The 21,307-nt window shown below is 67.6% G+C and carries 21 protein-coding genes and 1 other RNA gene; 9 read left to right on the top strand and 13 right to left on the bottom strand.

Features of this window, described 5'->3' with window-relative positions:
- The first annotated feature begins 15 nt into the window (after positions 1-15).
- The 5 genes from moaA to ACF8ML_RS11430 all read left to right on the top strand — a co-directional run bounded on the left by moaA (position 16) and on the right by ACF8ML_RS11430 (position 4,402).
- The gene (gene moaA, locus ACF8ML_RS11450; protein WP_016447431.1) at positions 16-1,152 is read left to right on the top strand and encodes a GTP 3',8-cyclase MoaA; all 1,137 of its coding nucleotides are present in this window, start codon (positions 16-18) and stop codon (positions 1,150-1,152) included.
- Positions 1,153-1,214: 62 nt separating this feature from the next.
- Complete coding sequence (gene mobA, locus ACF8ML_RS11445) at positions 1,215-1,910, top strand: molybdenum cofactor guanylyltransferase MobA (RefSeq protein WP_074921390.1); 696 nt, start codon at positions 1,215-1,217, stop codon at positions 1,908-1,910.
- A 29-nt stretch (positions 1,911-1,939) separates the two neighbouring features.
- Entirely contained in the window at positions 1,940-3,277 is a 1,338-nt protein-coding gene (gene glp / locus ACF8ML_RS11440) for a gephyrin-like molybdotransferase Glp (RefSeq protein ID WP_047326770.1), read from the top strand.
- 14 nt (positions 3,278-3,291) lie between these two features.
- A complete protein-coding gene (locus ACF8ML_RS11435; RefSeq protein WP_392408029.1) occupies positions 3,292-3,624 on the top strand; it encodes a thioredoxin family protein in 333 nt (110 codons plus the stop codon).
- Between the two features lie 46 nt (positions 3,625-3,670).
- On the top strand, positions 3,671-4,402 hold the full coding sequence (locus ACF8ML_RS11430; RefSeq protein ID WP_392408028.1) for a TetR/AcrR family transcriptional regulator: 732 nt from the start codon (positions 3,671-3,673) through the stop codon (positions 4,400-4,402).
- 47 nt (positions 4,403-4,449) lie between these two features.
- Here the strand turns inward: ACF8ML_RS11430 and ACF8ML_RS11425 are convergent, their stop codons facing one another.
- The 7 genes from ACF8ML_RS11425 to ACF8ML_RS11395 all read right to left on the bottom strand — a co-directional run bounded on the left by ACF8ML_RS11425 (position 4,450) and on the right by ACF8ML_RS11395 (position 11,622).
- Positions 4,450-5,427: a tripartite tricarboxylate transporter substrate binding protein gene (locus ACF8ML_RS11425; protein WP_026062757.1), complete on the bottom strand. Its 978-nt coding sequence runs from the start codon at positions 5,425-5,427 to the stop codon at positions 4,450-4,452.
- 54 nt (positions 5,428-5,481) lie between these two features.
- The gene (locus ACF8ML_RS11420; RefSeq protein WP_016451352.1) at positions 5,482-6,303 is read right to left on the bottom strand and encodes a TauD/TfdA family dioxygenase; all 822 of its coding nucleotides are present in this window, start codon (positions 6,301-6,303) and stop codon (positions 5,482-5,484) included.
- A gap of 38 nt (positions 6,304-6,341) precedes the next feature.
- Positions 6,342-8,585, bottom strand: coding sequence for a molybdopterin cofactor-binding domain-containing protein (locus ACF8ML_RS11415; RefSeq protein WP_392408026.1), 2,244 nt, complete (start codon positions 8,583-8,585; stop codon positions 6,342-6,344).
- A complete protein-coding gene (locus ACF8ML_RS11410) occupies positions 8,563-9,009 on the bottom strand; it encodes a (2Fe-2S)-binding protein (protein WP_017404538.1) in 447 nt (148 codons plus the stop codon). The genes ACF8ML_RS11415 and ACF8ML_RS11410 overlap by 23 nt, the downstream gene beginning before the upstream one ends.
- A gap of 51 nt (positions 9,010-9,060) precedes the next feature.
- Positions 9,061-10,146 (bottom strand): porin, encoded by a 1,086-nt coding sequence (locus ACF8ML_RS11405; RefSeq protein WP_034365538.1) that lies wholly within the window; start codon positions 10,144-10,146, stop codon positions 9,061-9,063.
- Positions 10,147-10,369: 223 nt separating this feature from the next.
- Entirely contained in the window at positions 10,370-10,816 is a 447-nt protein-coding gene (gene rnhA / locus ACF8ML_RS11400) for a ribonuclease HI (protein ID WP_016447441.1), read from the bottom strand.
- A complete protein-coding gene (locus ACF8ML_RS11395; protein WP_017404536.1) occupies positions 10,813-11,622 on the bottom strand; it encodes a class I SAM-dependent methyltransferase in 810 nt (269 codons plus the stop codon). The genes rnhA and ACF8ML_RS11395 overlap by 4 nt, the downstream gene beginning before the upstream one ends.
- 19 nt (positions 11,623-11,641) lie before the next feature.
- On the opposite strand from ACF8ML_RS11395, the gene gloB reads away from it, so the two are divergent.
- A complete protein-coding gene (gene gloB / locus ACF8ML_RS11390; RefSeq protein ID WP_016447443.1) occupies positions 11,642-12,415 on the top strand; it encodes a hydroxyacylglutathione hydrolase in 774 nt (257 codons plus the stop codon).
- The gene (locus tag ACF8ML_RS11385) at positions 12,415-13,953 is read left to right on the top strand and encodes a transglycosylase SLT domain-containing protein (RefSeq protein WP_016451348.1); all 1,539 of its coding nucleotides are present in this window, start codon (positions 12,415-12,417) and stop codon (positions 13,951-13,953) included. Before gloB ends, ACF8ML_RS11385 begins: the two co-directional genes overlap by 1 nt.
- Before the next feature lie 67 nt (positions 13,954-14,020).
- Here the strand turns inward: ACF8ML_RS11385 and ACF8ML_RS11380 are convergent, their stop codons facing one another.
- The 5 genes from ACF8ML_RS11380 to dnaX form a co-directional block, all read right to left on the bottom strand.
- Entirely contained in the window at positions 14,021-15,106 is a 1,086-nt protein-coding gene (locus tag ACF8ML_RS11380; protein ID WP_016447445.1) for an ABC transporter substrate-binding protein, read from the bottom strand.
- Positions 15,107-15,190: 84 nt separating this feature from the next.
- Positions 15,191-15,622: an MAPEG family protein gene (locus tag ACF8ML_RS11375; protein ID WP_016447446.1), complete on the bottom strand. Its 432-nt coding sequence runs from the start codon at positions 15,620-15,622 to the stop codon at positions 15,191-15,193.
- Positions 15,623-15,667: 45 nt separating this feature from the next.
- Positions 15,668-16,258: a recombination mediator RecR gene (recR, locus tag ACF8ML_RS11370; RefSeq protein ID WP_017404532.1), complete on the bottom strand. Its 591-nt coding sequence runs from the start codon at positions 16,256-16,258 to the stop codon at positions 15,668-15,670.
- Positions 16,259-16,404: 146 nt separating this feature from the next.
- Positions 16,405-16,737, bottom strand: a complete 333-nt coding sequence (locus ACF8ML_RS11365) for a YbaB/EbfC family nucleoid-associated protein (RefSeq protein ID WP_012206701.1) — start codon at positions 16,735-16,737, stop codon at positions 16,405-16,407.
- Positions 16,738-16,784: 47 nt separating this feature from the next.
- A complete protein-coding gene (gene dnaX, locus ACF8ML_RS11360) occupies positions 16,785-18,959 on the bottom strand; it encodes a DNA polymerase III subunit gamma/tau (RefSeq protein WP_047326740.1) in 2,175 nt (724 codons plus the stop codon).
- Between the two features lie 100 nt (positions 18,960-19,059).
- Here dnaX and ffs point away from each other — a divergent pair.
- Positions 19,060-19,156: signal recognition particle sRNA small type (ffs, locus tag ACF8ML_RS11355), an RNA gene on the top strand.
- Between the two features lie 65 nt (positions 19,157-19,221).
- Here the strand turns inward: ffs and ACF8ML_RS11350 are convergent.
- Positions 19,222-20,598, bottom strand: coding sequence for a TIGR03862 family flavoprotein (locus ACF8ML_RS11350; protein ID WP_047326739.1), 1,377 nt, complete (start codon positions 20,596-20,598; stop codon positions 19,222-19,224).
- Between the two features lie 271 nt (positions 20,599-20,869).
- On the opposite strand from ACF8ML_RS11350, the gene trxA reads away from it, so the two are divergent.
- On the top strand, positions 20,870-21,202 hold the full coding sequence (trxA, locus tag ACF8ML_RS11345; protein ID WP_016447450.1) for a thioredoxin TrxA: 333 nt from the start codon (positions 20,870-20,872) through the stop codon (positions 21,200-21,202).
- The last annotated feature ends 105 nt before the right edge of the window (positions 21,203-21,307 follow it).

The following is a 21,307-nucleotide window of genomic DNA, read 5'->3' as shown; positions in this document are numbered from 1 at the left end:
GGCAAAATCGCGGGCATGGCAGAACGAGTGATCCCCCTGGTCGACGAGCGCGCCCCGACTCGCCCGGCCACCGTGCCAAGACTGCTGCAGGCGCCCACCGGCGATCTGCGTGACAGGCTTGGCCGGCCGCTGCGCGACCTGCGCATCAGCATCACCGACCGCTGCAACTTCCGCTGCAGCTACTGCATGCCCAAGGAAGTCTTCGACAAGAACTACCGCTACCTGCCGCACGGCTCGCTGCTGAGCTTCGAGGAGATCACGCGCACGGCCCGCCTGTTCGTGCAGCATGGCGTGCGCAAGATCCGCCTGACCGGCGGCGAGCCGCTGCTGCGCAAGAACGTGGAAACGCTGGTGGAGCAGCTGTCTGCCCTGCGCACGCCCGACGGCCATCCGCTGGACCTGACGCTGACCACCAACGGCTCGCTGCTGGCGCGCAAGGCCCGGGCGCTCAAGGCGGCCGGCCTGAACCGCGTTACCGTCAGCCTGGACGGGCTGGACGACGCGGTGTTCCGCAGCATGAACGACGTGGACTTTCCGGTCTCCGACGTGCTGGCCGGCATCGAGGCGGCCCAGGCGGCAGGCCTGGGCAACATCAAGGTCAACATGGTGGTCAAGCGCGGCACCAACGAGGACCAGATCCTGCCTATGGCGCGCCACTTCCAGGGTACCGGCGTGACCTTGCGCTTCATCGAATACATGGACGTGGGCGCGACCAACGGCTGGCGCATGAACGAGGTCCTGCCCTCCGACGAAGTCATCGCCCGGCTGCGCGCCGAGCTGCCCCTGGTGCCGCTGCAGGCCAGCAGCCTGGGCGAGACCGCCGTGCGCTGGGGATATGCCGATGCGCAGGGCCTGCACGATCCCTCGCTGGGCGAGGTCGGCGTGATCAGCAGCGTCACCCACGCCTTTTGCGGCGACTGCAACCGTGCGCGCCTGTCCACCGAGGGCCGGCTGTACCTGTGCCTGTTCGCCTCCGAAGGCTGGGACCTGCGCAGCCTGCTGCGCAGCGGCGCCAGCGACGAGGAAGTGGCAGCCGCGCTGGCCCCCATCTGGCAGCAGCGCACCGACCGCTATTCCGAACTGCGCGCCAGCCTGCCGTCCAGCACGGACACGCAGCGCAGGCGCATAGAGATGAGCTACATCGGCGGCTGAGCCCGCGCGGCGCGCGCGGCTCCCTTTCCCCTTCCCCTCGGTTTCTCCATCACAAGCCACACATGCCCGTTTCCTCCCTGCCCGACACCCTGCCCTTGAGCGACATCACGGGCTGCGTGCTGGCAGGCGGGCGCGGCATGCGCATGGGCGGCATCGACAAGGGCCTGCAGCCCTTTCTGGGCCAGCCGCTGGCGGGCCACGCGCTCAGCCGCCTTGCGCCCCAGGTCGGGCATCTGATGCTCAACGCCAATCGCCATACCGAGGCCTATGCGCAACTGGGCGCCCCCTATGGTGCCCCGGTCTGGCCCGATGCCGAACCCGACTACCCCGGCCCGCTGGCCGGCTTTCTGAGCGGCCTCACCCATTGCCAGACACCCTGGCTGGTCTGCGTGCCCTGCGACACGCCGCTGTTCCCCCAGGACCTTGTACAGCGGCTCGCGCAGGCTGCGCTGGCGCAGCAGCCTGCGGCCGACATCGTCGTCGCCCATGGCTGGGAACGCTCGCTTGATACAGATCAATCCAGGCTGCGGGCCCAGCCCGTGTTCTGCCTGATGCGGTCATCGCTGCGTGATAGCCTGCAGTCCTTCATACGTTCGGGCGGCCGCAAGATCGATGCCTGGACGGGCCAGCACCGCTGCGCCACCGCCCTCTTCGATCGCGCGGACGACAGCCCGCTGGCCTTTGCCAACGCCAACACGCAGCAGGAGCTGCAGGCCCTGGCGCAGGCCGCGGCCTGTGTGCCCGTGACGCCGCCGTGACCGGCCTTGCCCCACCGGATTCCGTTCTGATGACCGCCACCTTCCAGCCCGCCTCCGCCCCCATCGCCTCCGCCCAGGACCTGAGCGTTGATCAGGCACTGTCCCAGCTGGCCAGCCTGCTGCAGCCCCTGGGCCCGGTGGCGGATGTGGAAACACTGGCGCTGGCCGACGCGCTGGACCGCATGCTGGCCGAAGACATCGTCTCCCCCATCGACGTGCCCGCACATGACAACGCCGCCATGGATGGCTATGCCTTCGACGGCAGCCAGCTGCAGGCCGGCGCCCCGCTGGTGCTGCGCGTGGTCGGCCAGGCCCTGGCCGGCAAGCCCTGGCATGGCACGGTGCGGGCGGGCGAGTGCATCAAGATCATGACGGGCGCCGTGCTGCCGCCCGGTCTGGACACGGTGATCGCGCACGAACGCACCGAGCCCGCCGATGCGGCCTCGCCCGACCATGTACGCATCCCCGCCGGCAGCGTGCGCACCGGAGACAACCGCCGCAGGCGCGGCGAGGATCTGAGCCAGGGCTGCGTGGCGCTGGCGGCGGGCCAGCGCCTGCATCCGGCGGCCCTGGGCCTGATCGCCAGCCTGGGCCAGTCTCAGGTGCATGTTCGCAGGCGGCTGCGCGTGGCCTATTTCTCCACGGGCGATGAAATCCTGCACCCCGGCACGGCGCTGCGCGAAGGGGCGGTCTACGACAGCAACCGCTTCAGCCTCATCGGCCTGCTGCAGCGCATGGGCGTCAAGGTGCTGGACCTGGGCGTGGTGGCCGACCAGCCCGAAGCCTTGCAGGAGCGCCTGCGCGAAGCCGCCTCCCTGGCCGACGTGGTGCTGACCAGCGGCGGCATCAGTGCGGGCGAGGCCGACCATACGCGCGCCATGCTGCAACGCATGGGCAGCGTTCATTTCTGGCGACTGGCCATGCGGCCCGGCCGGCCGCTGGCCGTGGGGCTGTTGCAACCCGATGCGGGCACGCCATTTGCCGCCAGCCGGCCACCGGCACGCACCACGGTACTGATCGGCCTGCCCGGCAATCCCGTGGCTGCCATGGTGAGCTTTCTGGTCTTTGTACGGCCGGCGCTGCTGCAGCTCATGGGCGCCGCCGCCGTGGACGGTGAATCGGCCGCCCTGCCCCAGGCTGTGGCTGCGCAGGCCCTGTCCAAGCGGCCCGGCCGCACCGAGTACCAGCGCGGCATTCTGTCCAAGGGCGCCGATGGCCGCTGCATGGTGCGCACCACGGGGCCGCAGGGCTCGGGCGTACTCAGTTCCATGGCCGAGGCCGACTGCCTCATCGTGCTCGAACATGAGCGCGCTGCCGTGCAAGCCGGCGAAACCGTGTCCATCCTGCCGCTGCAGGCCTTTCCCTGACAGGAGATTGCCCCATGCCCTTCCAGTCCAAGCACCTGACCGACGCCCCCGATCGCAGCACCGTCGATACGCTGCCCGGCGCTACCTTGCTGGAGTTCGGCACCGCCTGGTGCGGCCACTGCCAGCGCGCGCAACCGCTGATTGCCCAGGCGCTGGATGCCGCCCCGCAGGTGGCCCACATCAAGGTGGAAGACGGCCCCGGCAGGGCCCTGGGACGCAGCTACCGCGTCAAGCTCTGGCCCACCCTGGTCTTTCTGCGTGACGGGCAGGAGATGCAAAGGCTGGTGCGGCCCCAGCAGGCCCGCGAGATCGAGGACGCGCTGGCCCGCATCACCGCCCAACCCTGACACTTGCGGCGCAGCCGCTGCCTGTGTATCGCCGACAATGGCCCGCATGCCGTCCCAAAAGAAGCCTGCCGATTCCGCGCCCAAGAAGCCCCGCCGCAACAGCGGCCGCCCGCTGGCTGACGATGCCGTCGGCCGGGACATCATCCTGCAGACCACGGTCAACCTGCTCAAGACCCGCACGCCGGAGCAACTGAGCATTCTGGAAATCGCGGCGGCGGCCGGCGTCACGCGGGCGCTGGTGCGCTACTACTTCAGCAGCCTCAAGGGACTGCTGCAGGAAGTGACGGAGTCCCTGATGCGCGAGTTGCAAAACCGCATGGAAGTGGCGCTCAGGACGCAGGGCACGGTGGAAGAGCGCGTCTACCAGCGCCTGCTGCTGCGGCTGGATTTCATGCGCGAGCACCCGCAGTTCGAGCGGCTGGCGCTGTCCGAGATCTACCACTATGAAAGCGAAGAAGAGCCTCCGCCCTCGGGCACGCCGCTGCAGCGCATCACGCGGCGCGGGCTGGAGCTGACCTCGACCATGCTGATGGACGGAGCGCAGGCCAGCCACCCGGCACAGGTGGACCCGCGCTTCATCCACCTGGCCATCCTCAGCATTTCGGCCTTCCTGCCCACGGCACGGCCGCTGCTGGCCGAACTGTTCGGGGAAGGGCCGCAGGCAGACCAGCAGGTCGAGCACTATCTGCACTTCATGTCCCACCTGCTGGCCGAGCGCATCAGGCAGGATGCGCCGGCGCAAGACCACCCACCACACCCGGGCCACCACCCGGATTGACTTGCGCCGGCGCTCGCTGCTCCCTCCTTTCGTCCGGTGCGCTGCCCTCAGTCGGACTGTATGCCCAGCTCCTTGACCAGCCGCCCGAAGCGCTCGAAGTCGCTGGCGTTGGTCTTGCCCAGGCGCTGCGGCGGGCCGCCCACAGGGACGGTTCCCAGCGTGGCCATGCGTGCCACCACGTCGGGCATCTTGAGGACCTCGTTCAGGTGCGTATTCAGCAGCCTGACCACGTCGGCAGGCATGTTCCTGGGGCCGAACAGGCCATACCAGGCCGTCAGCTCCACGTCCTTGTAGCCCAGCTCGGCCAGCGTGGGCACGTCAGGCGCAAGCGGCGAGCGCTGGGCGTCGGCCACGGCCAGCGCCACCAGCTTGCCGCCGGGCAGGTAGGGCGCGATGGAGCCCAGCGTGCTGTAGGTGAAGGGCACATGGCCGCCCACCACGTCCGTGACCGCAGGCGCCACGCCCTTGTAGGGAATGGACTCGAAGCGGGCGCCCGTGGCGCGCCGGACCATCTCGCCCAGAAAGTGCATGGGCGAGCCATTGCCCGGGGTGGCGTAGCCCAGCGAACGGCCCTGGCTCGCGGACACGGCCTCCTTGAGCGTGCGCACGCCCGCGCCGGGTCCGGCGACAAGGAACAGCGATGTGGAGCCGACCTCGATCACGGGCGTGAATCCGTTGAGCACGTCATATCCGTGGCCTGCGCCCAGCTTGAGCACCAGCTGGGCCATGGCAAAGGTATTGGGCGCCAGCAGCAGCGTATAGCCATCGGCCGGCGCCTTGGCCACATAGCTGCTGCCGATGGTGCCGCTGGCGCCTGCGCGGTTGTCCACAAGCACCGACTGTCCGATGCGGGCCGACAGCTTCTCGCCCAGCAGGCGCGCCAGCGCATCGGTGTCACCGCCTGCGGGATAGGCCACGACGATGGTGACGGGCTTGTGGGGATAGGCCTGCGCCTGGGCAGGACCGGCCAGCAGGGCCATGGCCAGGGCCATGCCTAGGGCAAGCGTTTTGCGTTTCGCTTTCATGGGATGGGCTTTCATCGTGGGTTTTGTCATTTTCAGCAAAGGCCGGGGCCGGGCTCACGCCTGGCGTATCGCCACGCGGTGCATGCGCCGCGCTGCGGGGTGGTAGTCGTTGACCGCGTAATGCTGGGTGGCCAGGTTGTCCCAGATGGCCACCGAGCCCTTGCGCCAGCGAAAGCGCACCTGCCATTCAGGCACCTTGGCCAGGCCGCTGAGCATGGCGATCAGGGCCGCGCTCTCGTCGCTGGTCACGCCCTCGATGTGCGTGGTGTAGAGCGAGTTCACAAAGGCCACGGGCAGGCAGGTCACCGGGTGCACCAGGACCACGGGCTGCTCCAGCGGCGGATGCTTGAGGCGCGTGGCCCGATAGGCCTCGCCCGAGGGATCGCGGCGCATCAGGCTTTGCCTCAGGGCCGGCGCCTCCCAGTTGTGGGTGGCGCGCAGCGTGCGCAGATAGGCCTGCAGCTCGGGCGCCAGCGAGGCGAAGGCCGTGGTCATGCTGGCCCACATGGTGTCGCCGCCCGTGGGCGGCACGTCCACGGCGTAGAGGCAGGCACCGGCGGGCGGCTTGGTCTGCCAGGTCAGGTCGGCATGCCAGATGTCGGTGCCGGTGCGCGTGCCCTGGCTGATCAGCAGCTCGACATGGGGATCGTCCGGGTGCGAGGGAAAGGTGGAGGACACGGGCTCGACCTTGCCGAACACCTGGGCCACGCGCACCTGCTGCGCAGGGTCCAGCGTCTGGTCGCGGAAGAAGATGACCTGGCGCTCGGCCAGCAGCTTGCGCAGCGCGTCCGCATGGTCATGCACCTGCGCCGGGTCCGAGAGATCGATGCCGTATATCTCCGATCCTATGCACGGGGTGATGTGTTCGACTTGCATGAAATTCCTTTTCTCAAAAAAAGCGGGTTGGGGGGTGATCAGGTGGACGCGATGTCCTGCGGCAGCGGCATGGAGCGGAACCGCCGGCCCGTGGCATGGAACATGGCCGTGGCCACGGCAGGCGCCGTGGGGCCCAGGGCCACTTCGCCGCAGCCCTGGGGCGGCCGGTCGCTTTCGACCAGGACCACCTCCACGCGGGGCATTTCGGACAGTTGCAGCAGCGGGTAGTCGTGGAAGTTGCTTTGCTGTACCGCGCCCTTGTCGAAGTCCAGCCGGCTCTTGAAGGTGTTGGTCAGCGCAAAGCCGATGCCGCCTTCCACATTGGCCTTGACCAGGCCCGGATTGACCACGCGGCCCGCATCAATCGCGCAGATGGCACGCTCCAGCCGCACGCGGCCTTGCACAACACGCAATTCCATGACCAGTGCGACGAAGGTCTGGAAGCTCTCGCCCCGCCCCGTGTAGACGTTGAAGGTCATGGCGCGGTGCAGGCCTGCCGGCGCGGGCTGCTCCCAGCGCGCGGCGCGCGCCGCCGCATCCAGCACGCCCAGCGCCAGCGGCTGGCCGGCCAGCAGGCGGCGCCGGTACTGGTAGTCGTCCACGCCTGCGGTGTGGGCCAGCTCGCTGATGAAGCTTTCCAGGAAGAACACGCTGGACGTGGTGCCCACGCTGCGCAGATAGCTCAGCGGTATGGGCTGCTGCACGTCCACGGCATCCACCAGCAGGTTGGGCACGCCGTAGATCAGGTCGTAGATGGACTCGACCATGGTCTCGTCCCAGCCGCCTGCATCGGCCATCTTCTTGGGGTTGATGGCCCCGTACAGCGACTGGCCCGAGATGCGTGCATGCAGCGCGGCAGGCAGGCCGTCGGCGCCCAGCACGGCACTCAGCCGCCCCGAGGCACCGGGCCGGTAGTAGGAATGCCGTATGTCGTCCTCACGCGAGCGGATGACCTTGACGGGCCGGCCCACGGCCTTGGATGCCGCTGCCGCATGCAAGGCGAAGTCGGGCATGTACTTGCGCCCGAAGCTGCCGCCCAGGAACGTGGTGTGCACGATCACCTTGTCTGCAGGCACGCCGCAGGCCTTGCCGAGTTCGCCGCGCAGGAAGTCCTGGCCCTGGTAGGGGCCCCAGGTCTCGACCTCGGCGTCGCGCACATGGACAGTGGCGGCCAGCGGCTCCATGGTGGCGTGCGTGATGTAGGGCGAGTGGTAGTCGGCCGTGATGGTCTTGCCGGCCGCCAGCACTTCACGCGGCTTGCCCAGGCTGCGGGCAACGACGGCCTTGTCGTTCGACAAGCCTGCGACGAACTGCGCATGGATGCGCTCGCTGTCCACGCCGGCCGCCGCGCCGGCGTCGAATTCGATGTCCAGCGCATCGGCAGCCTGCTTGGCAATCCAGTACGAATCGGCCACCACGACCACGGTGCTGGGCTCGGGGTCGGGCCACTGCGTGGTGCGCACGACGGCATGCACGCCGGGGCGCGCGCGCACCTCTGCCTCGTTGCGGATGCGCACGATGCGCCCCGTCACGCTGGGCGCCATGCGCACGGCGCCGATCAGCATGCCGGGCACCTCGACATCGATGCCGAACACCGCGCTGCCGTCGACCTTGGAAGGCGTATCCACACGGCGCAGGTTGCGGCCGATCAGGCCCTGCTCGGAAGCCGACTTCATGCGCGGCCGCGCGGCCAGGGGCAGCCTGGAGGCATCAGCCACGATCTCGCCATACCCCACGCTGCGGCCCGTCGCGGGGTGCAGCACGCGGCCGGCACGCGTCATGCACTGGGAGGCACGCACACCCAGGCGGCTTGCGCCGGCGCGCAGCAGCACATCGCGCGCCTGGGCGCCGGCCAGGCGCATGCGTTCATAGAAATAGTTCATCGACATCGACGCACCCACGAACTGCTGGAACGGCATCTCGCCCGCATCGTTGCGGTAGGCGTCGCGCCCCGTGACGAAGCGCACGGTCACGCTGGCCCAGTCGGCATCCAGTTCATCGGCCAGCACCTGGGGCAGGCCTGTGTAGATACCCTGGCCGACCTCGCACTGCGAAACGCCGATCACCACCTGGCCCGAAGGCTCGATCCAGACCCAGTCGCCGATGGCTGCTGCCGCCGCCGCACCGGCTGCCGGCGGCGCGGCCTGCGCCAGCGGAATCAGCAGGCTGCCTGCAGCAGGCGCCACCAGCAGCGCAGCGGCGCTCTGGAGCAGGTGCCTGCGCCGCAGCGAGATGGCCGAATCGGCCACGCGGCCCCGTTCATTGCTTGGACGCTGCGGCATGGATGGCCTCCCGGATGCGGTGGTAGGTGGCGCAGCGGCACAGATTGGTCATGGCCTCGTCGATCTGCGCATCGGTGGGCTGCGGATGGGCCTTGAGCAGTGCTGCAGCGGCCATGACCATGCCGGACTGGCAGTAGCCGCACTGCGGCACGTCCTTGTCCATCCAGGCCTTCTGGATGGGGTGGGAGCGGTTGCTGGACAGTCCTTCGATGGTCGTTACCGCCTTGCCGCCCACCGTCGAGACGGGCAGCACGCAGGAACGCACGGGCTCGCCATCGACATGGACCGTGCAGGCCCCGCACATGCTGATGCCGCAGCCGAACTTGGTGCCCGGCAGCTTGAAGTGGTCACGCAGCACCCACAGCAAGGGGGTCTGCCCGTCGCCGTCAAAGGCCACGCTTCGGGAATTGAGGGTGAATTTCATCGTGGGGTCTCCAATGCGCCCGCATCGACCGGGCTGCATGTCTCATGCCTCTCAGAACGAGTGGTGTATGCCTGCCGCAATCACGGTCTGCGTGCGCCCGCTGGCAACGCCCACGGAATTCATCGCCGCCACGCCATCGGAGGCGCGCTGGTGCGTGACCGAGGCATGCAGCTGCGTGCGCTTGGAGAAGGCGTAGCGCGCGCCCAGGTGGACCTGGTTCCACTTCGTCTGCTCGAAACGGCTGAAGGAGTAGCCGGTGTTGATGGTCACCGCCTGGCTGGTCTGCCAGGCCAGGCCCAGGTCGAGCGCGCTCATGTGGCTGGAGGCTGCGCCATACTTGAGCGTGGAGCGCGTGAGCAGCGCGTTGAGCCGGACCGGAAGCGCATCGAGCTGGTAGCCGCCGCCGATGCCCAGCACCTGGAAGGTATCGAGCACCAGCGGCCGGCCCGCCACCAGGTCCTGGCCCAGCGCGTTCGCCAGGCCCGTGCGCCCGGCGATATCGAAGGCACGGCCACGCGCATCGGTGTAGGCCACGGCCAGATTGAGCTTGGCACTGGAATAGCTGCCCATGACGCTGTAGGTACGGTTGGCCTGCGAGCGGCCCGGCACCTCGCCAAATCCATACTGCGCGCCGAACTGCATACCGCCCATGCGCGGCGTCAGGTAGACCACGGAGTTGTCCACGGGGAACTGGCTGGACAGGCCGTCCAGGTTGCCCGGGTGGTACAGATAGAAGTTGTAGAGCTGGTAGCCATTGCCCCATTGGCTCAGCGTGCCGGCCGTGAAATCGACCTGGCGCCCCAGCCGCAGCGTGCCCAGCGAAGCACTGTCCAGGCCCACCCAGGAAGCCCGGTTGAAGTAGCTGGTGGGCGAGATCGGCGAGCCGATGTCCGTGAGGAATCCGTTTTCCAGCTGGAACGAGGCCTTCAGGCCGCCCCCCAGGTCCTCGGAGCCGCGCAGGCCCCAAAGGTCAGGCTGGGAGATGGCCGAATCCATGCGCGTCAGCCGGCTCCCTCGCACATCGCTGATCCAGGGCATGGTCAGGTCCATGCTGCCGTACAGCGTCACCGAACTCTGGGCCAGCGCCGCTCCCGCGCCGCCCAGCATCGCCAATGCGGCAATTGCTTTGTATTTCATCGCAAGGCTCTTTCATCGTGAGATGGTTTAAAAATTCCACAAGTGGCAATTTCAAACACCACGCCACGGAAGATGCCTGGCAGGGCGCGCATTAATTTCCACTTATGGAAATATTAGCTGCACCCATCGAGTCCTGTGTCTGGGGTTTTCATCTACCGCGTTTGAGGTAGTCCTCGGGAAGAGGAGCAAGGGACAGGCATTGCACCTGTCCCGCACAAGGCGTTCAGCGTCCCAGCGCCTGATCCACGCCCATGTTGGCCAGCGCGTCGGCGCGCTCGTTGCCGGGATCGCCCGCATGGCCCTTGACCCAGCGCCAGTCGATGCGGTGCCCGCCCCCCTGCACCAGGGCGTCCAGCCGCTGCCACAGCTCCACGTTCTTGACGGGCTCCTTGGAGGCCGTCTTCCAGCCCTTGGCCTTCCAGCCGTGGATCCACTCGGTGATGCCCTTGAGCACGTACTGGCTGTCGATGTAGAGCACCACGTCGCAGGGCCGCCTGAGCGCAGACAGCGCCTCGATCACGGCCATCATCTCCATGCGATTGTTGGTGGTGTTCAGCTCGCCGCCGAACAGCTCCTTCCTGGCGCTGCCAGCCTCCAGCACCACGCCCCAGCCGCCAGGACCCGGATTGCCCTTGCAGGCACCGTCCGTATAGATAACAACTTGATTCAAAAAAAATCCTTGATATGAATGGCCCGGCCGTCAGGCCGGTTGGAATGCAGATCACCGTCCGGCGCGGCCTGTGCCGGCATGCGACGGGCGACCGGCACCGTGGCGCCCGACACGACCGCGCGGCCGCGCCAGGCAGGCTCCAGCATGCGCGCACCCGGCACACGCTTGACGGCCACCACGCAGTACACGCCGCCCAGCATGGGCCAGCCCAGCCGTCCCACGCGGTCCATGAACTGCCAGCGGCGCAGCCAGCGATCCGTCTGCACGGCGGGACGATAACAGCCGAATTGCACGGCCTCGATCTCGAAGGCCAGCAATCGCAGCCAGTCGCGCAGCCGCCAGTAACCCACGCCCCAGCCCACATCGGGCAGGTACACGCCACGCTCGGCACGCCGCTGCACGCCCAGCAAACTGGCAGGGTTGAGTCCGCACACCACGATGCGGCCTTCAGGCATCAGCACCCTGGCCGCCTCGCGCAGCACGGCATGCGGGTCCGGCGAGGTCTCCAGCGTATGGGGCATCACGACCAGGTCGAGGCTGGCCTCGGGAAATGGCAGCGCGGCGGGATCGGCCAGCAGCGCCACGGGAACCTCCAGCGGGGCGGCGCCGTCCGCTGGCGCCGCATCCTGCGTGGAATCCAGCGCCAGCCAGCGGTGCGGCATGCGGTTGGCACGCAGCCCCTGGAGCATGGGCATGCCCAGCTGCAGGCTGTGATAGCCGAAAATATCGGCCACCGCCTCGTCGCAGCGCTGCTGCTCCCATTCCAGCAGGTAGTGGCCGAGGGCAGATTGCGTCCAGTGATGCATCCCTATAATTTTGCTGCTCATGAACCTGTTGCCCATTCCTGCTTTTTCCGACAACTACATCTGGCTGCTGCATGACGCCGGGCAGGCCCTGGTCGTCGATCCCGGCGATGCAGCGCCCGTGCTCGCCACGTTGCACCGGCTGGGCCTGCAGCTGCAGGGCATTTTAGTCACCCACCACCATGCCGATCATGTCGGTGGCGTGGCCCAGCTGCACCAGGCCACGGGCGCCCAGGTCTGGGGTCCTGCCTACGAGCAGTTGCCCGAACCCGTTCAGCGCGTGCAGGGAGGCGATGCCGTGCAGGCGCTGGGCGGCCCCTGGCAGGTCATCGATGTGCCAGGCCATACCAGCGGCCACATTGCCTTCTACAGCACGGCGGCACAGGCACAGCCCGTGCTGTTTTGCGGCGACACGCTGTTTTCCGGGGGATGCGGCCGCCTGTTCGAGGGCACTGCGCAGCAGATGCAGCAATCGCTGGACGATCTGGCCTCGCTGCCGGGCAATACACTGGTGTGCTGCGCACATGAGTACACAATGTCCAACCTGCGCTTTGCTCAGGCCGTGGAACCAAACAACGAAACCCTGGCTCACTACCAGCGGCATTGTCAGGCGTTGCGCGAGGCCGGTCGGCCCACGCTGCCATCCCTGATGGAGACCGAGCGCTCCATCAATCCCTTTCTGAGAACGCGCGAATCCGCGGTGGCCGCGGCCGCCGCAGGCTTCGACGCACAGGTGAGACAGCAGGACCCTGCCAGCGTGCTGGCCGGCCTGCGCCAATGGAAAAACGTCTTCTGATGAAACTGCTACACACCCTGCTGCTGGGCAGCCTGCTGGTTCTTGCCGGCTGCGCCACCACCAGCGGCCCGGACTTGGCCGGTACGACGGATCCCTCCCCCAGCCCCGCACCCCACTCCCCCATGTATCCCAAAGGGCCGCTGAGCCCGCTGGGCACAGGCAGTGCCAGCAACGGCGACGTGGCCTCGCTGGAGACCACGGGCGATCTGTGGGTACGCATCCGCCAGGGCTTTGCCATGCCCGACCTGGACCAGGATCTGGTCAAGGACCGCGAGCAGTGGTACGCCAGCCGTCCCGACTACATACAGCGCATGACCGAGCGCTCCAGCAAATACCTGTTCCACATCGTCGAGGAACTGGAGCGGCGCAACATGCCCACCGAGCTGGCGCTGCTGCCCTATATCGAGAGTGCCTTCAACCCGCAGGCCGTCTCCACCGCCAAGGCGGCCGGCATGTGGCAGTTCATGCCGGCCACCGGCACCTATTTCGACCTCAAGCAGAACGCCTTCCGCGACGACCGCCGCGACGTGCTGGCCTCCACGCGCGCCGCGCTGGACTACCTGCAAAAGCTCTATGACATGTTCGGCGACTGGCACCTGGCCCTGGCCGCGTACAACTGGGGCGAAGGCAGCGTGGGCCGCGCCATCAAGCGCAACGAGAAGCTGGGGCTGCCCACGGGCTACACCGACCTGCAGATGCCGGCCGAGACCCGCATGTACGTGCCCAAGCTGCAGGCCGTCAAGAACATCGTGGCCAACCCCGATGCGTTCAACACCGAGCTGCCGGTGATCGAAAACCACCCCTACTTCCAGACCGTCACCATCACCCGCGACATCGACGTGGAACTGGTGGCCAAGCTGGCCGACGTATCGACCGAGGACTTCAAGGCGCTGAATCCCAGCTTTCGCAAGCCGGTGATCTTTGCGGCCGGCACGCCGGAGATCCTGCTGCCCTGGGACAACGCCAAGGTGTTTCGCCGCAACATGCAGGCCTTCGACGAAGGCCAGTACGCGAGCTGGACCGTCTGGACCGTGCCCTCCACCATCAGCGTGGCCGAGGCGGCCCAGCGCGTGGGCCTGGGCGAGTCCGACCTGCGCGCCCTCAACAACATTCCGCCGCGCATGCTGATCAAGGCCGGCTCCGCGCTCATGGTGCCGCGCGGCGCCAACGTGCGTGCCGACGTGGCCGGCCACGTGGCCGACAACGGCCAGATCAGCTTTGCCCCCGAGATCATCACGCGCCGCACCACCATCAAGGCACGCAAGCGCGACACGCTGATCAGCGTGGCCAACCGCTACGGCGTCAGCGTGTCCAACCTGGCGGACTGGAATGACCTGAAGTCCTCGGCCACGCTGCATGCAGGCCAGTCGCTGGTGGCCTATCTGCCGGTACGCGCCAGCAGCGGCGGCAACGCCCGCGCAGCCAAGTCCACGGGAACCGCACGCAAGGTGGCCGTTCAGCCGCAAAGCCGCAACGCCAAGACGGCCGTCACCACGGCACAGCGCGGCGGCAAGCCATCCAAGGTGAAAAAGCGCTGAGGAATCCCTCTGGCACCCGCTTCACGGAGCCCGCTTTCGCGGGCTTTTTTGCGTGCGGCCGCCGGGCTCAGGTGTGAAAGCGCTGGCGGGACTGGCGCACGAATTCGTTGGTGTACGAGCGCTCCAGGTCAATGCCGCCGCGCGCCAGCGCAGGGTCGAGCCGGACCAGCGCACGCAGGGCCGTGGCGGGCCCGTCATCGGGCATCATCCCATCGGGCGAAATCGTGGTGCGCATGTGCTCGAATGCCGACAGATAGGCGCGCCGGGAGCCCAGCAGATAGGGCGCAGGCACGGCCCGCAGCACGTCCATGGGCGCGGCAGTCTGCAGCCACTTGAGCGAGCGCACCATGGCGTTGCTGAGCGCCTGCGCCTTGGCCGGGTTCCTGCGCAAGAAGGCCTGTGTCGCATACAGCGTGCCCGAGGGCATGGAGCCGCCGTACAACTGCGCGCTGCTGCGCAGATCACGCAGGTCCCGCACGATGCGCACGGCGCCCTTGTCCTCCAGCACGCTCATCAGCGGGTCCGCATGGCACAGCGCATGCACACGCCCGGTGCGCAGCGCCTCCATGGCATCGGGCCCCGAGCCCACGCCCACCAGTTGCACCGCAGCGGGATCCAGGCCATCGCCCAGCAGCATCAGCTGCATGGCCCGGGCCGTGGATGCGCCCAGCGAGGAAACACCCACGCGCCGCCCGCGCAGATCGGCCAGCGTCTGGTAGCGCGGCATCCAGCGCGCAGCCACGCCCAGCGCGATCTGGGGTGCACGCCCCTGCACGACGAAGGCCCGCAGTTGGCTGCCGCGCTGCTGGGCAAGAAGCGTGTGTTCATAGGCGCCCGCGCAGACATCGGCGGCGCCCGACTCCAGGGCCTGCAGCGACTGCGATCCGCCTGGATAGTCCTCAATGCGCACGGCCAGGCCTTCGGCCTCGAAATAACCCAGCTGCTGCGCAATCACCAGCGGCAGGTAGTACAGCAGGCCCTGGCCGCCCACGGCAATCGTCAGCAGCTCGGCCGAGCCGAGCACAGGGAGCGACCAAAGAGGAGCCAGCCCCAGAAGGCTCAACAAGGTTCGGCGATCAAGCACGTGGGAAGACATGATGGTTATTTTGCTGCAGTGCAACACGATCATGCCCAGAGCCCGCATACGCAGCATCGGTGCTTGCCCGTACGTGAAACACCGCAGGGCCTGTGGTGCAGGCCCTGCGCGGGACGAGGGCGCCGGATGCGGCCGCAGGCCTCAGCGGTAGCCTGCGAAAAACAGCAGCAGATTCACCACCAGGGCCAGGGCCCAGGCCAGACTGCGCAGCGTGGCGCGGTCCATCACATAGAAGGCGATGTAGGCGATGCGCAACACCACGAAGGCCACGGCAAGGCCATCGACCCGCGCAGCTGGCGCGCCCAGTTGCCAGGCAACCAGCAAGGCGCCAATGAAGAACGGCAGGCACTCGAAACTGTTGGCCTGCGCCGCATTCGCCCGCGCCTGGTAGCCGGTCTGCTGGGCGAGCCAGGCGCGGGGGTCGTGGTTGTCGAAGCCGCGCTGCCCCGGCCGGTGCTTCATTCCGGGCGCCTTGGCGATGTAGGCGCAGACCAGCGGCAGCAGGGCCGCCACCAGCAGGCACCAATGGGCAAGGGAAAAACCGCCGGGCGGCAGGACGACAGAGGTCGGCATACGGGCTCCTGATGAAAAGACAAGGAATGCTGGCCGCCTCCACCACTACCGGCGATCCACCAGCGCATGGGCGATCGTACCCAGGTCCACGTACTCGAGTTCGCTGCCGATGGGCACGCCGCGCGCCAGCCGCGTCACATGGATGCCGCGCGCTTTCAGCGCCTCGCTGATCGCATGGGCCGTGGCCTCGCCCTCGGCCGTGAAACTGGTGGCCAGGATCACCTCCTGCACCTTGCCGTCGCCGGCGCGCTCCAGCAGGGATGACAGATTCAGGTCGCGCGGACCTATGCCGTCGAGCGGAGACAGCCGCCCCATCAGCACGTAGTAGTAGCCGTTGTAGGCGCCCGTGCGTTCCATGGCCCCCATGTCGGCAGGCGCCTCCACCACGCACAGCCGGGCCGCGTCGCGCCCTTCGTCCTGGCAGATGGAGCAGATGCGGCCTTCGGTGAAGGTATGGCAGCGCTCGCAATGGCTTACCGACTCCACGGCCGTGGTCAGGGCACGGGCCAGCTGCCGCGCGCCGTCCTGGTCACGCTGCAGCAGGTGAAAGGCCATGCGCTGCGCAGACTTGATGCCCACGCCCGGGAGCCTGCGCAGGGCTTCGATCAGACCATCGAGCGATTGCACATCCGACATGGCGGCTTCCTTTCAATGAAGAAGATTCTCAGAAAAAAAGCGACCTGCAAGGGCAGATCGCTCGATGGCCTCTCAACGCAATTGAGTGGCAGGGGAAACCGTCACGGCCTCTCCCGGCTGTTCGGCACAACCTCTCGGGGCCAGCCTCAGAAGGGGAACTTCATGCCGCCCGGCAGGCCGGGCATGCCGGCCGTGAGCTTGCCCATCTTTTCGTTGGAGGTTTCTTCTGCCTTGCGCACGGCAGCGTTGAAGGCGGCAGCCACCAGGTCTTCCAGCATGTCCTTGTCTTCGGCCAGCAGGCTGGGGTCGATGGTGATGCGCTTGACGTCGTGCTTGCAGGTCATTACCACCTTCACCAGGCCCGCGCCGGACTCGCCTTCCACCTCGATGTTGCCCAGTTCATCCTGGGCCTTCTTGAGGTTGTCCTGCATGGCCTGGGCTTGCTTCATCAGGCCGGCCAGTTGTCCTTTGTTGAACATGTGAGTTCCTTCTTCTGTAGGGTAAAAACGAAACGCTCTAGAGCGTGTCAGGGCTGAATGGATACGGGCTTGATACTGCCAGGCACGATTTTCGCGCCATGGCTGCGGATCAGGGTCTGCACCAGAGAATGATTCATCACGATGTCTTCGGCAATGCGCTGGCGCTCATGGCTGGCCACCGCATTGCGCCGCGCGGGGCTGTCCACCACGGCGCCCTGCTCGACATGCAGTTGCCGGGCCAGGCCGGCAGCCTCCAGCGCCGCACGCAGGCGCTCGCGCGTGGCGGGCTGGGCCAGCGAGCTGCTTTCCACACGCAGCGTCCAAGTATCGCCCTCGCGCGCCACCAGCTGCGACTGCAGCGCCAGCTGGCGCGCCAGCGCAGTGACGGCCTCGGCCTGCACCAGTTGCTGGACGGCAGCGTGCCAGACATCGCCCTCGGCCGTGCGCTCCACGGTCGGCGCGGGAGGCGCATCCGGGGACTGGCGGCCACGTTCGGGAGCGAAATCCTGCACATCGATCTGAGTGTCGATCTGCGGTTCGGACTGCCGTGCCACGGCAGCGGCAGGCGGCTCCAGGGCCAGATCTCCGTCATCGCTCCAGCGGCCTTCGTCGGCCCAGCCTTCATCGGGCATCCCGGCCCAGGCACCCTCGTCCGGCGCATCGGCATCCTGCACCGGCGGCGCCTCATCGGCAGAAGAGTCTTCGTCTTCCTGCACATCGTCCACAGGCTCGTCCAGGGGCTCTTGGGCGACACCGGCGGCCGGCTTCAGCTCTGGAGCAGCGGAAGGCCTGGCCTCCTGGACAGGCGCAAGCACAGGTTCCGGCCTGGCAACTGCGGCCACGGCCACGGGCGCCTGAACAGGCGCTGGAGCCGCAACGGCTTGCACCACGGGAGCGACCACGGCGGGCGCAGCGGTCACGGGAGATACGACAGGCGCGACAGGAGCAGGAGGCGCGACCGGGACGGGCATGGCCGCCTTGGCTGGGACAACGGGGGCCTCGGGCACAGCGGGCTGTGCGGGCCGCGTCTGCGCAACGGTCGCGGGAGATTCAGGCTTCGCCGTGGAGGGGGTCAGCGCTGGAGTTTTTTTTTCAGCCGCGCCCGGGGCGGGCTCTGCAGATTGCGGCTTGAACGCCAGCAGCCGCAGCAGCGCCATGGTCAGCGCCGCGTACTCGTCGGGTGCCAGGCCCAGTTCGGCCCGACCATGCAGGCAGATGCTGTAGAGCAGCTGGGTTTCGTCGCGCGGCATCAGCAGCGCAAGACGGGCAATTTCAGCGGCCTCCGGATCGCTGGCGTCGGCGGCCATCTGTGGCACAGCCTGCGCCACAGCCATGCGTTGCAGCACGGCGCACATCTCCTCCAGCGTGGAGGCTGCAGACAGGCCATTGCGGCGCAGCGCCTCGGAGGTTTCCACCACCACCTGGCCATCGGCCTGGGCGAGCGCCTCGATCAGGCGGAACACATGGCTGCGGTCCACGCTGCCCAGCATCTGGCGCACCATGGACTCCTGCAGCTGGCCGCTGCCAAAGGCAATGGCCTGGTCGGTCAGCGACAGCGCATCGCGCATGGAGCCGCGCGCGGCGCGAGACAGCAGGCGCAGGGCCTGGGGTTCGGAAGCCACGCCTTCTTGGCCGAGCACCTGGCCCAGATGCTCCAACACGGTCTCGGGCGCCATGGGCCGCAGGTTGAACTGCAGGCAGCGGCTGAGCACGGTCACGGGCACCTTCTGCGGATCGGTGGTGGCCAGCACGAACTTCAGGTACTCGGGTGGCTCTTCCAGCGTCTTGAGCATGGCGTTGAAGGCCGTGTTCGTGAGCATGTGCACTTCGTCGATCATGAAGACCTTGAAGCGTCCCTGCACCGGCTTGTAGACGGCCTGCTCCAGCAGGCTTTGCACCTCGTCCACCCCGCGGTTGGAGGCGGCGTCCAGCTCGGTGTAATCGGGAAAGCGGCCGCTGTCGATTTCGGTACAGGCCGCACAGACGCCGCAGGGCGTTGCCGTGATGCCGCCCTGGCCATCGGCGCCCTGGCAGTTGAGCGACTTGGCCAGAATGCGCGAGACCGTGGTCTTGCCCACGCCGCGCGTGCCGGTGAACAGATAGGCATGGTGCAGGCGCTGCTGCGTCAGGGCATTGGTGAGCGCCTGAACGACATGCTCCTGCCCCACCATTTCGGAGAAATTGCGGGGGCGGTATTTGCGGGCCAGCACAAGATAAGACATCCCGCGATTCTACGGGGCTGAGCACCCTCGCCCGGTGCGCCCCGGGTTTGGCCGGCCTTGTCGCCCGGGCAGCCCGGTGTTTGCCCCTATAATCGAGAGTGACGGGCCTCCTCGCATGGGGAAGCGGCCAACCGGGTCAGGTGGGGAACCAAGCAGCCCTAACCGTGAAACCAGTGCCGAGGGCAAGGCTCGTCACCTTCCATTGAACAGCAGGCCTTGCGGGCGCCTGCCCCGTCCACGCCCGCAGCGGCCCCTTCTCTCCTCAACGCGTCTCGCCATCCACCTTCAGATAGCGGGCAACGCCCTGTGCCGCGTGCACGCCGCTGGCCATGCATGCCGTCAGCAGGTAGCCACCCGTGGGAGCCTCCCAGTCCAGCATTTCGCCGGCACAGAAAACGCCGGGCGCAGCCACGCACATGCCATTAGCATCCAGCGCCTGCAGCCGCACGCCACCTGCGGTGCTGATGGCCTCGTCGATGGGCCGGGCCGCCACCAAGGTGATGGGCAGGGCCTTGATGGCCTGGGCCAGCCGCGCGGGATCGGCCACGCCGTCCTTGCCCAGCACCTCATGCAGCACGGCGGCCTTGATGCCGTCCAGGCCCAGGCGCCCCTTCAGATGGCTGGCCAGGCTGCGTGAGCCACGCGGATGGCGCACCTCCGCCAGCACGCGCTCGGGTGTCAACTGGGGCAGCAGGTCGAGATGGACGGTGGCATGCCCGTCGCGCGCAATGGCTTCGCGCAGCGCGGCAGAGACGGCATAGACCAGGCTGCCCTCCACGCCCGTGGTCGTGGCCACGAATTCGCCCTTGCGCGAGAAAACGTTGCCCCGGCCATCATCAAAGGACAGCGCCACCGACTTGAAAGGCTGGCCGGCAAAGCGCTCGGTGAAATAGGGGCTCCAGCCGCGCGCAGGCTGGGGGCTGGCCCCCAGCAGCTCGGCCATGAATTCCCGGCGATCGATCTGCCCGCCCGGCGCCGCATCGCCCAGGCCCACATCGAACCCGCAGTTGGAGGGCTTCAACGCAGCGACTTCCACGCCGCGCTGCTCCAGCCAGGGCATCCAGGCGCCATCCGAGCCCAGCCGCGCCCAGCTGCCGCCGCCCAGCGCCAGCACCACGGCCTTCGCGTGCACCTGCAGCCGCCCTTCGGGGGTGTCAAAGCCCAGCGCATCGCCATCCTGCCAACCCAGCCAGCGGTGGCGCGTGTGCAGGACCACACCCTGGGTCTGCAGACGCACCAGCCAGGCACGCAGCAAGGGCGCAGCCTTCATGTCCTTGGGGAATACGCGGCCCGAACTGCCCACAAAGGTTTCCACGCCCAGCTCGCCGGCCCAGGCACGCAGCTGATCCGGGGGCAGCAGCTCCAGCCAGCGCGACACCTCGGCACTGCGCTCGCCATAGCGGGAGACAAAGGCGGGCAGGTTTTCGGAATGGGTCAGGTTGAGCCCGCCCTTGCCGGCCATGAGGAACTTGCGTCCTGCGGAGGACTTGGCCTCGAACACATGGACAGTCAGCCCCTTGCCGGCCAGCCCTTCGGCCGCCATCAGGCCCGCAGGCCCCGCGCCGATCACCGCCACATCGCAGTCCATCGTGCGCGCCGCCGCGCTGTGTTCAAAAGCATCCATCACATCAGTTCCCATTCCAAGCTCGCATTCAACTTTGCGCTGCCGGCAGACTCATATGCCTGCAGCGCGGGCGCGCAGAATACCCTGCCGCAGGCCGGCCTGCGCGCAGGCGCCACTAATTCCCGATGACCCCGCAACCCTGCTGCCGCCCCGTAAACAGCTATGACAGTCATAGCATCCAGCTACCGCCCATACGGTGCAGCAGGTGATAGGTTTCTGTCACAATCATTTCGCGGTGCGGATTTTCCTGCGCCTTCCTCATTGCGAAAAATCAAGGACATCACCCATGGCCAGCGAACTGATCAAACACATCTCCGACGCAAGCTTTGAAGCTGACGTCTTGCAACCCGGCTCCACGGTGCTGGTCGATTACTGGGCCGAATGGTGCGGTCCCTGCAAGATGATCGCCCCCATCCTCGACGAAGCAGCCCAGACCTACAAGGACAAGCTGTCCATCGCCAAGATGAATGTGGACGAGAACCGCGAGATCCCGGCCAAGTTCGGCATCCGCGGCATCCCCACGCTGATGCTGTTCAAGGACGGCCAGCTGGCTGCCACCAAGGTCGGCGCCCTCAACAAGGCACAGCTGTCTGCTTTCCTGGACCAGCACCTGGCCTGATTCTCCTGGCTGCCCCCTACACCGGGGCAGCCAAACATGCGGCCCGGCGCTGACCGCTGCACCGCATCGCACTGGCGCACAAACCCTGCGCCAGCGCAAATTTCC

The organism is Delftia sp. WSY_10, from assembly GCF_043104705.1.
Classification (GTDB): Bacteria; Pseudomonadota; Gammaproteobacteria; order Burkholderiales; family Burkholderiaceae_C; genus Comamonas; species Comamonas tsuruhatensis.
The sequence above is the reverse complement of the archived record's forward strand: the minus strand, read 5'-3'. Positions and strand labels throughout refer to the sequence as shown.

What these genes read in the sequence shown, in the direction of transcription:
- moaA (WP_016447431.1), top strand. Translation starts at nt 16, where the DNA reads ATGGCAGAACGAGTGATCCCCCTGGTCGACGAGCGCGCCCCGACTCGC.
- mobA (WP_074921390.1), top strand. Translation starts at nt 1,215, where the DNA reads ATGCCCGTTTCCTCCCTGCCCGACACCCTGCCCTTGAGCGACATCACG.
- glp (WP_047326770.1), top strand. Translation starts at nt 1,940, where the DNA reads ATGACCGCCACCTTCCAGCCCGCCTCCGCCCCCATCGCCTCCGCCCAG.
- ACF8ML_RS11435 (WP_392408029.1), top strand. Translation starts at nt 3,292, where the DNA reads ATGCCCTTCCAGTCCAAGCACCTGACCGACGCCCCCGATCGCAGCACC.
- ACF8ML_RS11430 (WP_392408028.1), top strand. Translation starts at nt 3,671, where the DNA reads ATGCCGTCCCAAAAGAAGCCTGCCGATTCCGCGCCCAAGAAGCCCCGC.
- ACF8ML_RS11425 (WP_026062757.1), bottom strand. Translation starts at nt 5,427, where the DNA reads ATGAAAGCGAAACGCAAAACGCTTGCCCTAGGCATGGCCCTGGCCATG.
- ACF8ML_RS11420 (WP_016451352.1), bottom strand. Translation starts at nt 6,303, where the DNA reads ATGCAAGTCGAACACATCACCCCGTGCATAGGATCGGAGATATACGGC.
- ACF8ML_RS11415 (WP_392408026.1), bottom strand. Translation starts at nt 8,585, where the DNA reads ATGCCGCAGCGTCCAAGCAATGAACGGGGCCGCGTGGCCGATTCGGCC.
- ACF8ML_RS11410 (WP_017404538.1), bottom strand. Translation starts at nt 9,009, where the DNA reads ATGAAATTCACCCTCAATTCCCGAAGCGTGGCCTTTGACGGCGACGGG.
- ACF8ML_RS11405 (WP_034365538.1), bottom strand. Translation starts at nt 10,146, where the DNA reads ATGAAATACAAAGCAATTGCCGCATTGGCGATGCTGGGCGGCGCGGGA.
- ACF8ML_RS11395 (WP_017404536.1), bottom strand. Translation starts at nt 11,622, where the DNA reads ATGCATCACTGGACGCAATCTGCCCTCGGCCACTACCTGCTGGAATGG.
- gloB (WP_016447443.1), top strand. Translation starts at nt 11,642, where the DNA reads ATGAACCTGTTGCCCATTCCTGCTTTTTCCGACAACTACATCTGGCTG.
- ACF8ML_RS11385 (WP_016451348.1), top strand. Translation starts at nt 12,415, where the DNA reads ATGAAACTGCTACACACCCTGCTGCTGGGCAGCCTGCTGGTTCTTGCC.
- ACF8ML_RS11380 (WP_016447445.1), bottom strand. Translation starts at nt 15,106, where the DNA reads ATGCTGCGTATGCGGGCTCTGGGCATGATCGTGTTGCACTGCAGCAAA.
- ACF8ML_RS11375 (WP_016447446.1), bottom strand. Translation starts at nt 15,622, where the DNA reads ATGCCGACCTCTGTCGTCCTGCCGCCCGGCGGTTTTTCCCTTGCCCAT.
- recR (WP_017404532.1), bottom strand. Translation starts at nt 16,258, where the DNA reads ATGTCGGATGTGCAATCGCTCGATGGTCTGATCGAAGCCCTGCGCAGG.
- ACF8ML_RS11365 (WP_012206701.1), bottom strand. Translation starts at nt 16,737, where the DNA reads ATGTTCAACAAAGGACAACTGGCCGGCCTGATGAAGCAAGCCCAGGCC.
- dnaX (WP_047326740.1), bottom strand. Translation starts at nt 18,959, where the DNA reads ATGTCTTATCTTGTGCTGGCCCGCAAATACCGCCCCCGCAATTTCTCC.
- ACF8ML_RS11350 (WP_047326739.1), bottom strand. Translation starts at nt 20,598, where the DNA reads ATGGGAACTGATGTGATGGATGCTTTTGAACACAGCGCGGCGGCGCGC.
- trxA (WP_016447450.1), top strand. Translation starts at nt 20,870, where the DNA reads ATGGCCAGCGAACTGATCAAACACATCTCCGACGCAAGCTTTGAAGCT.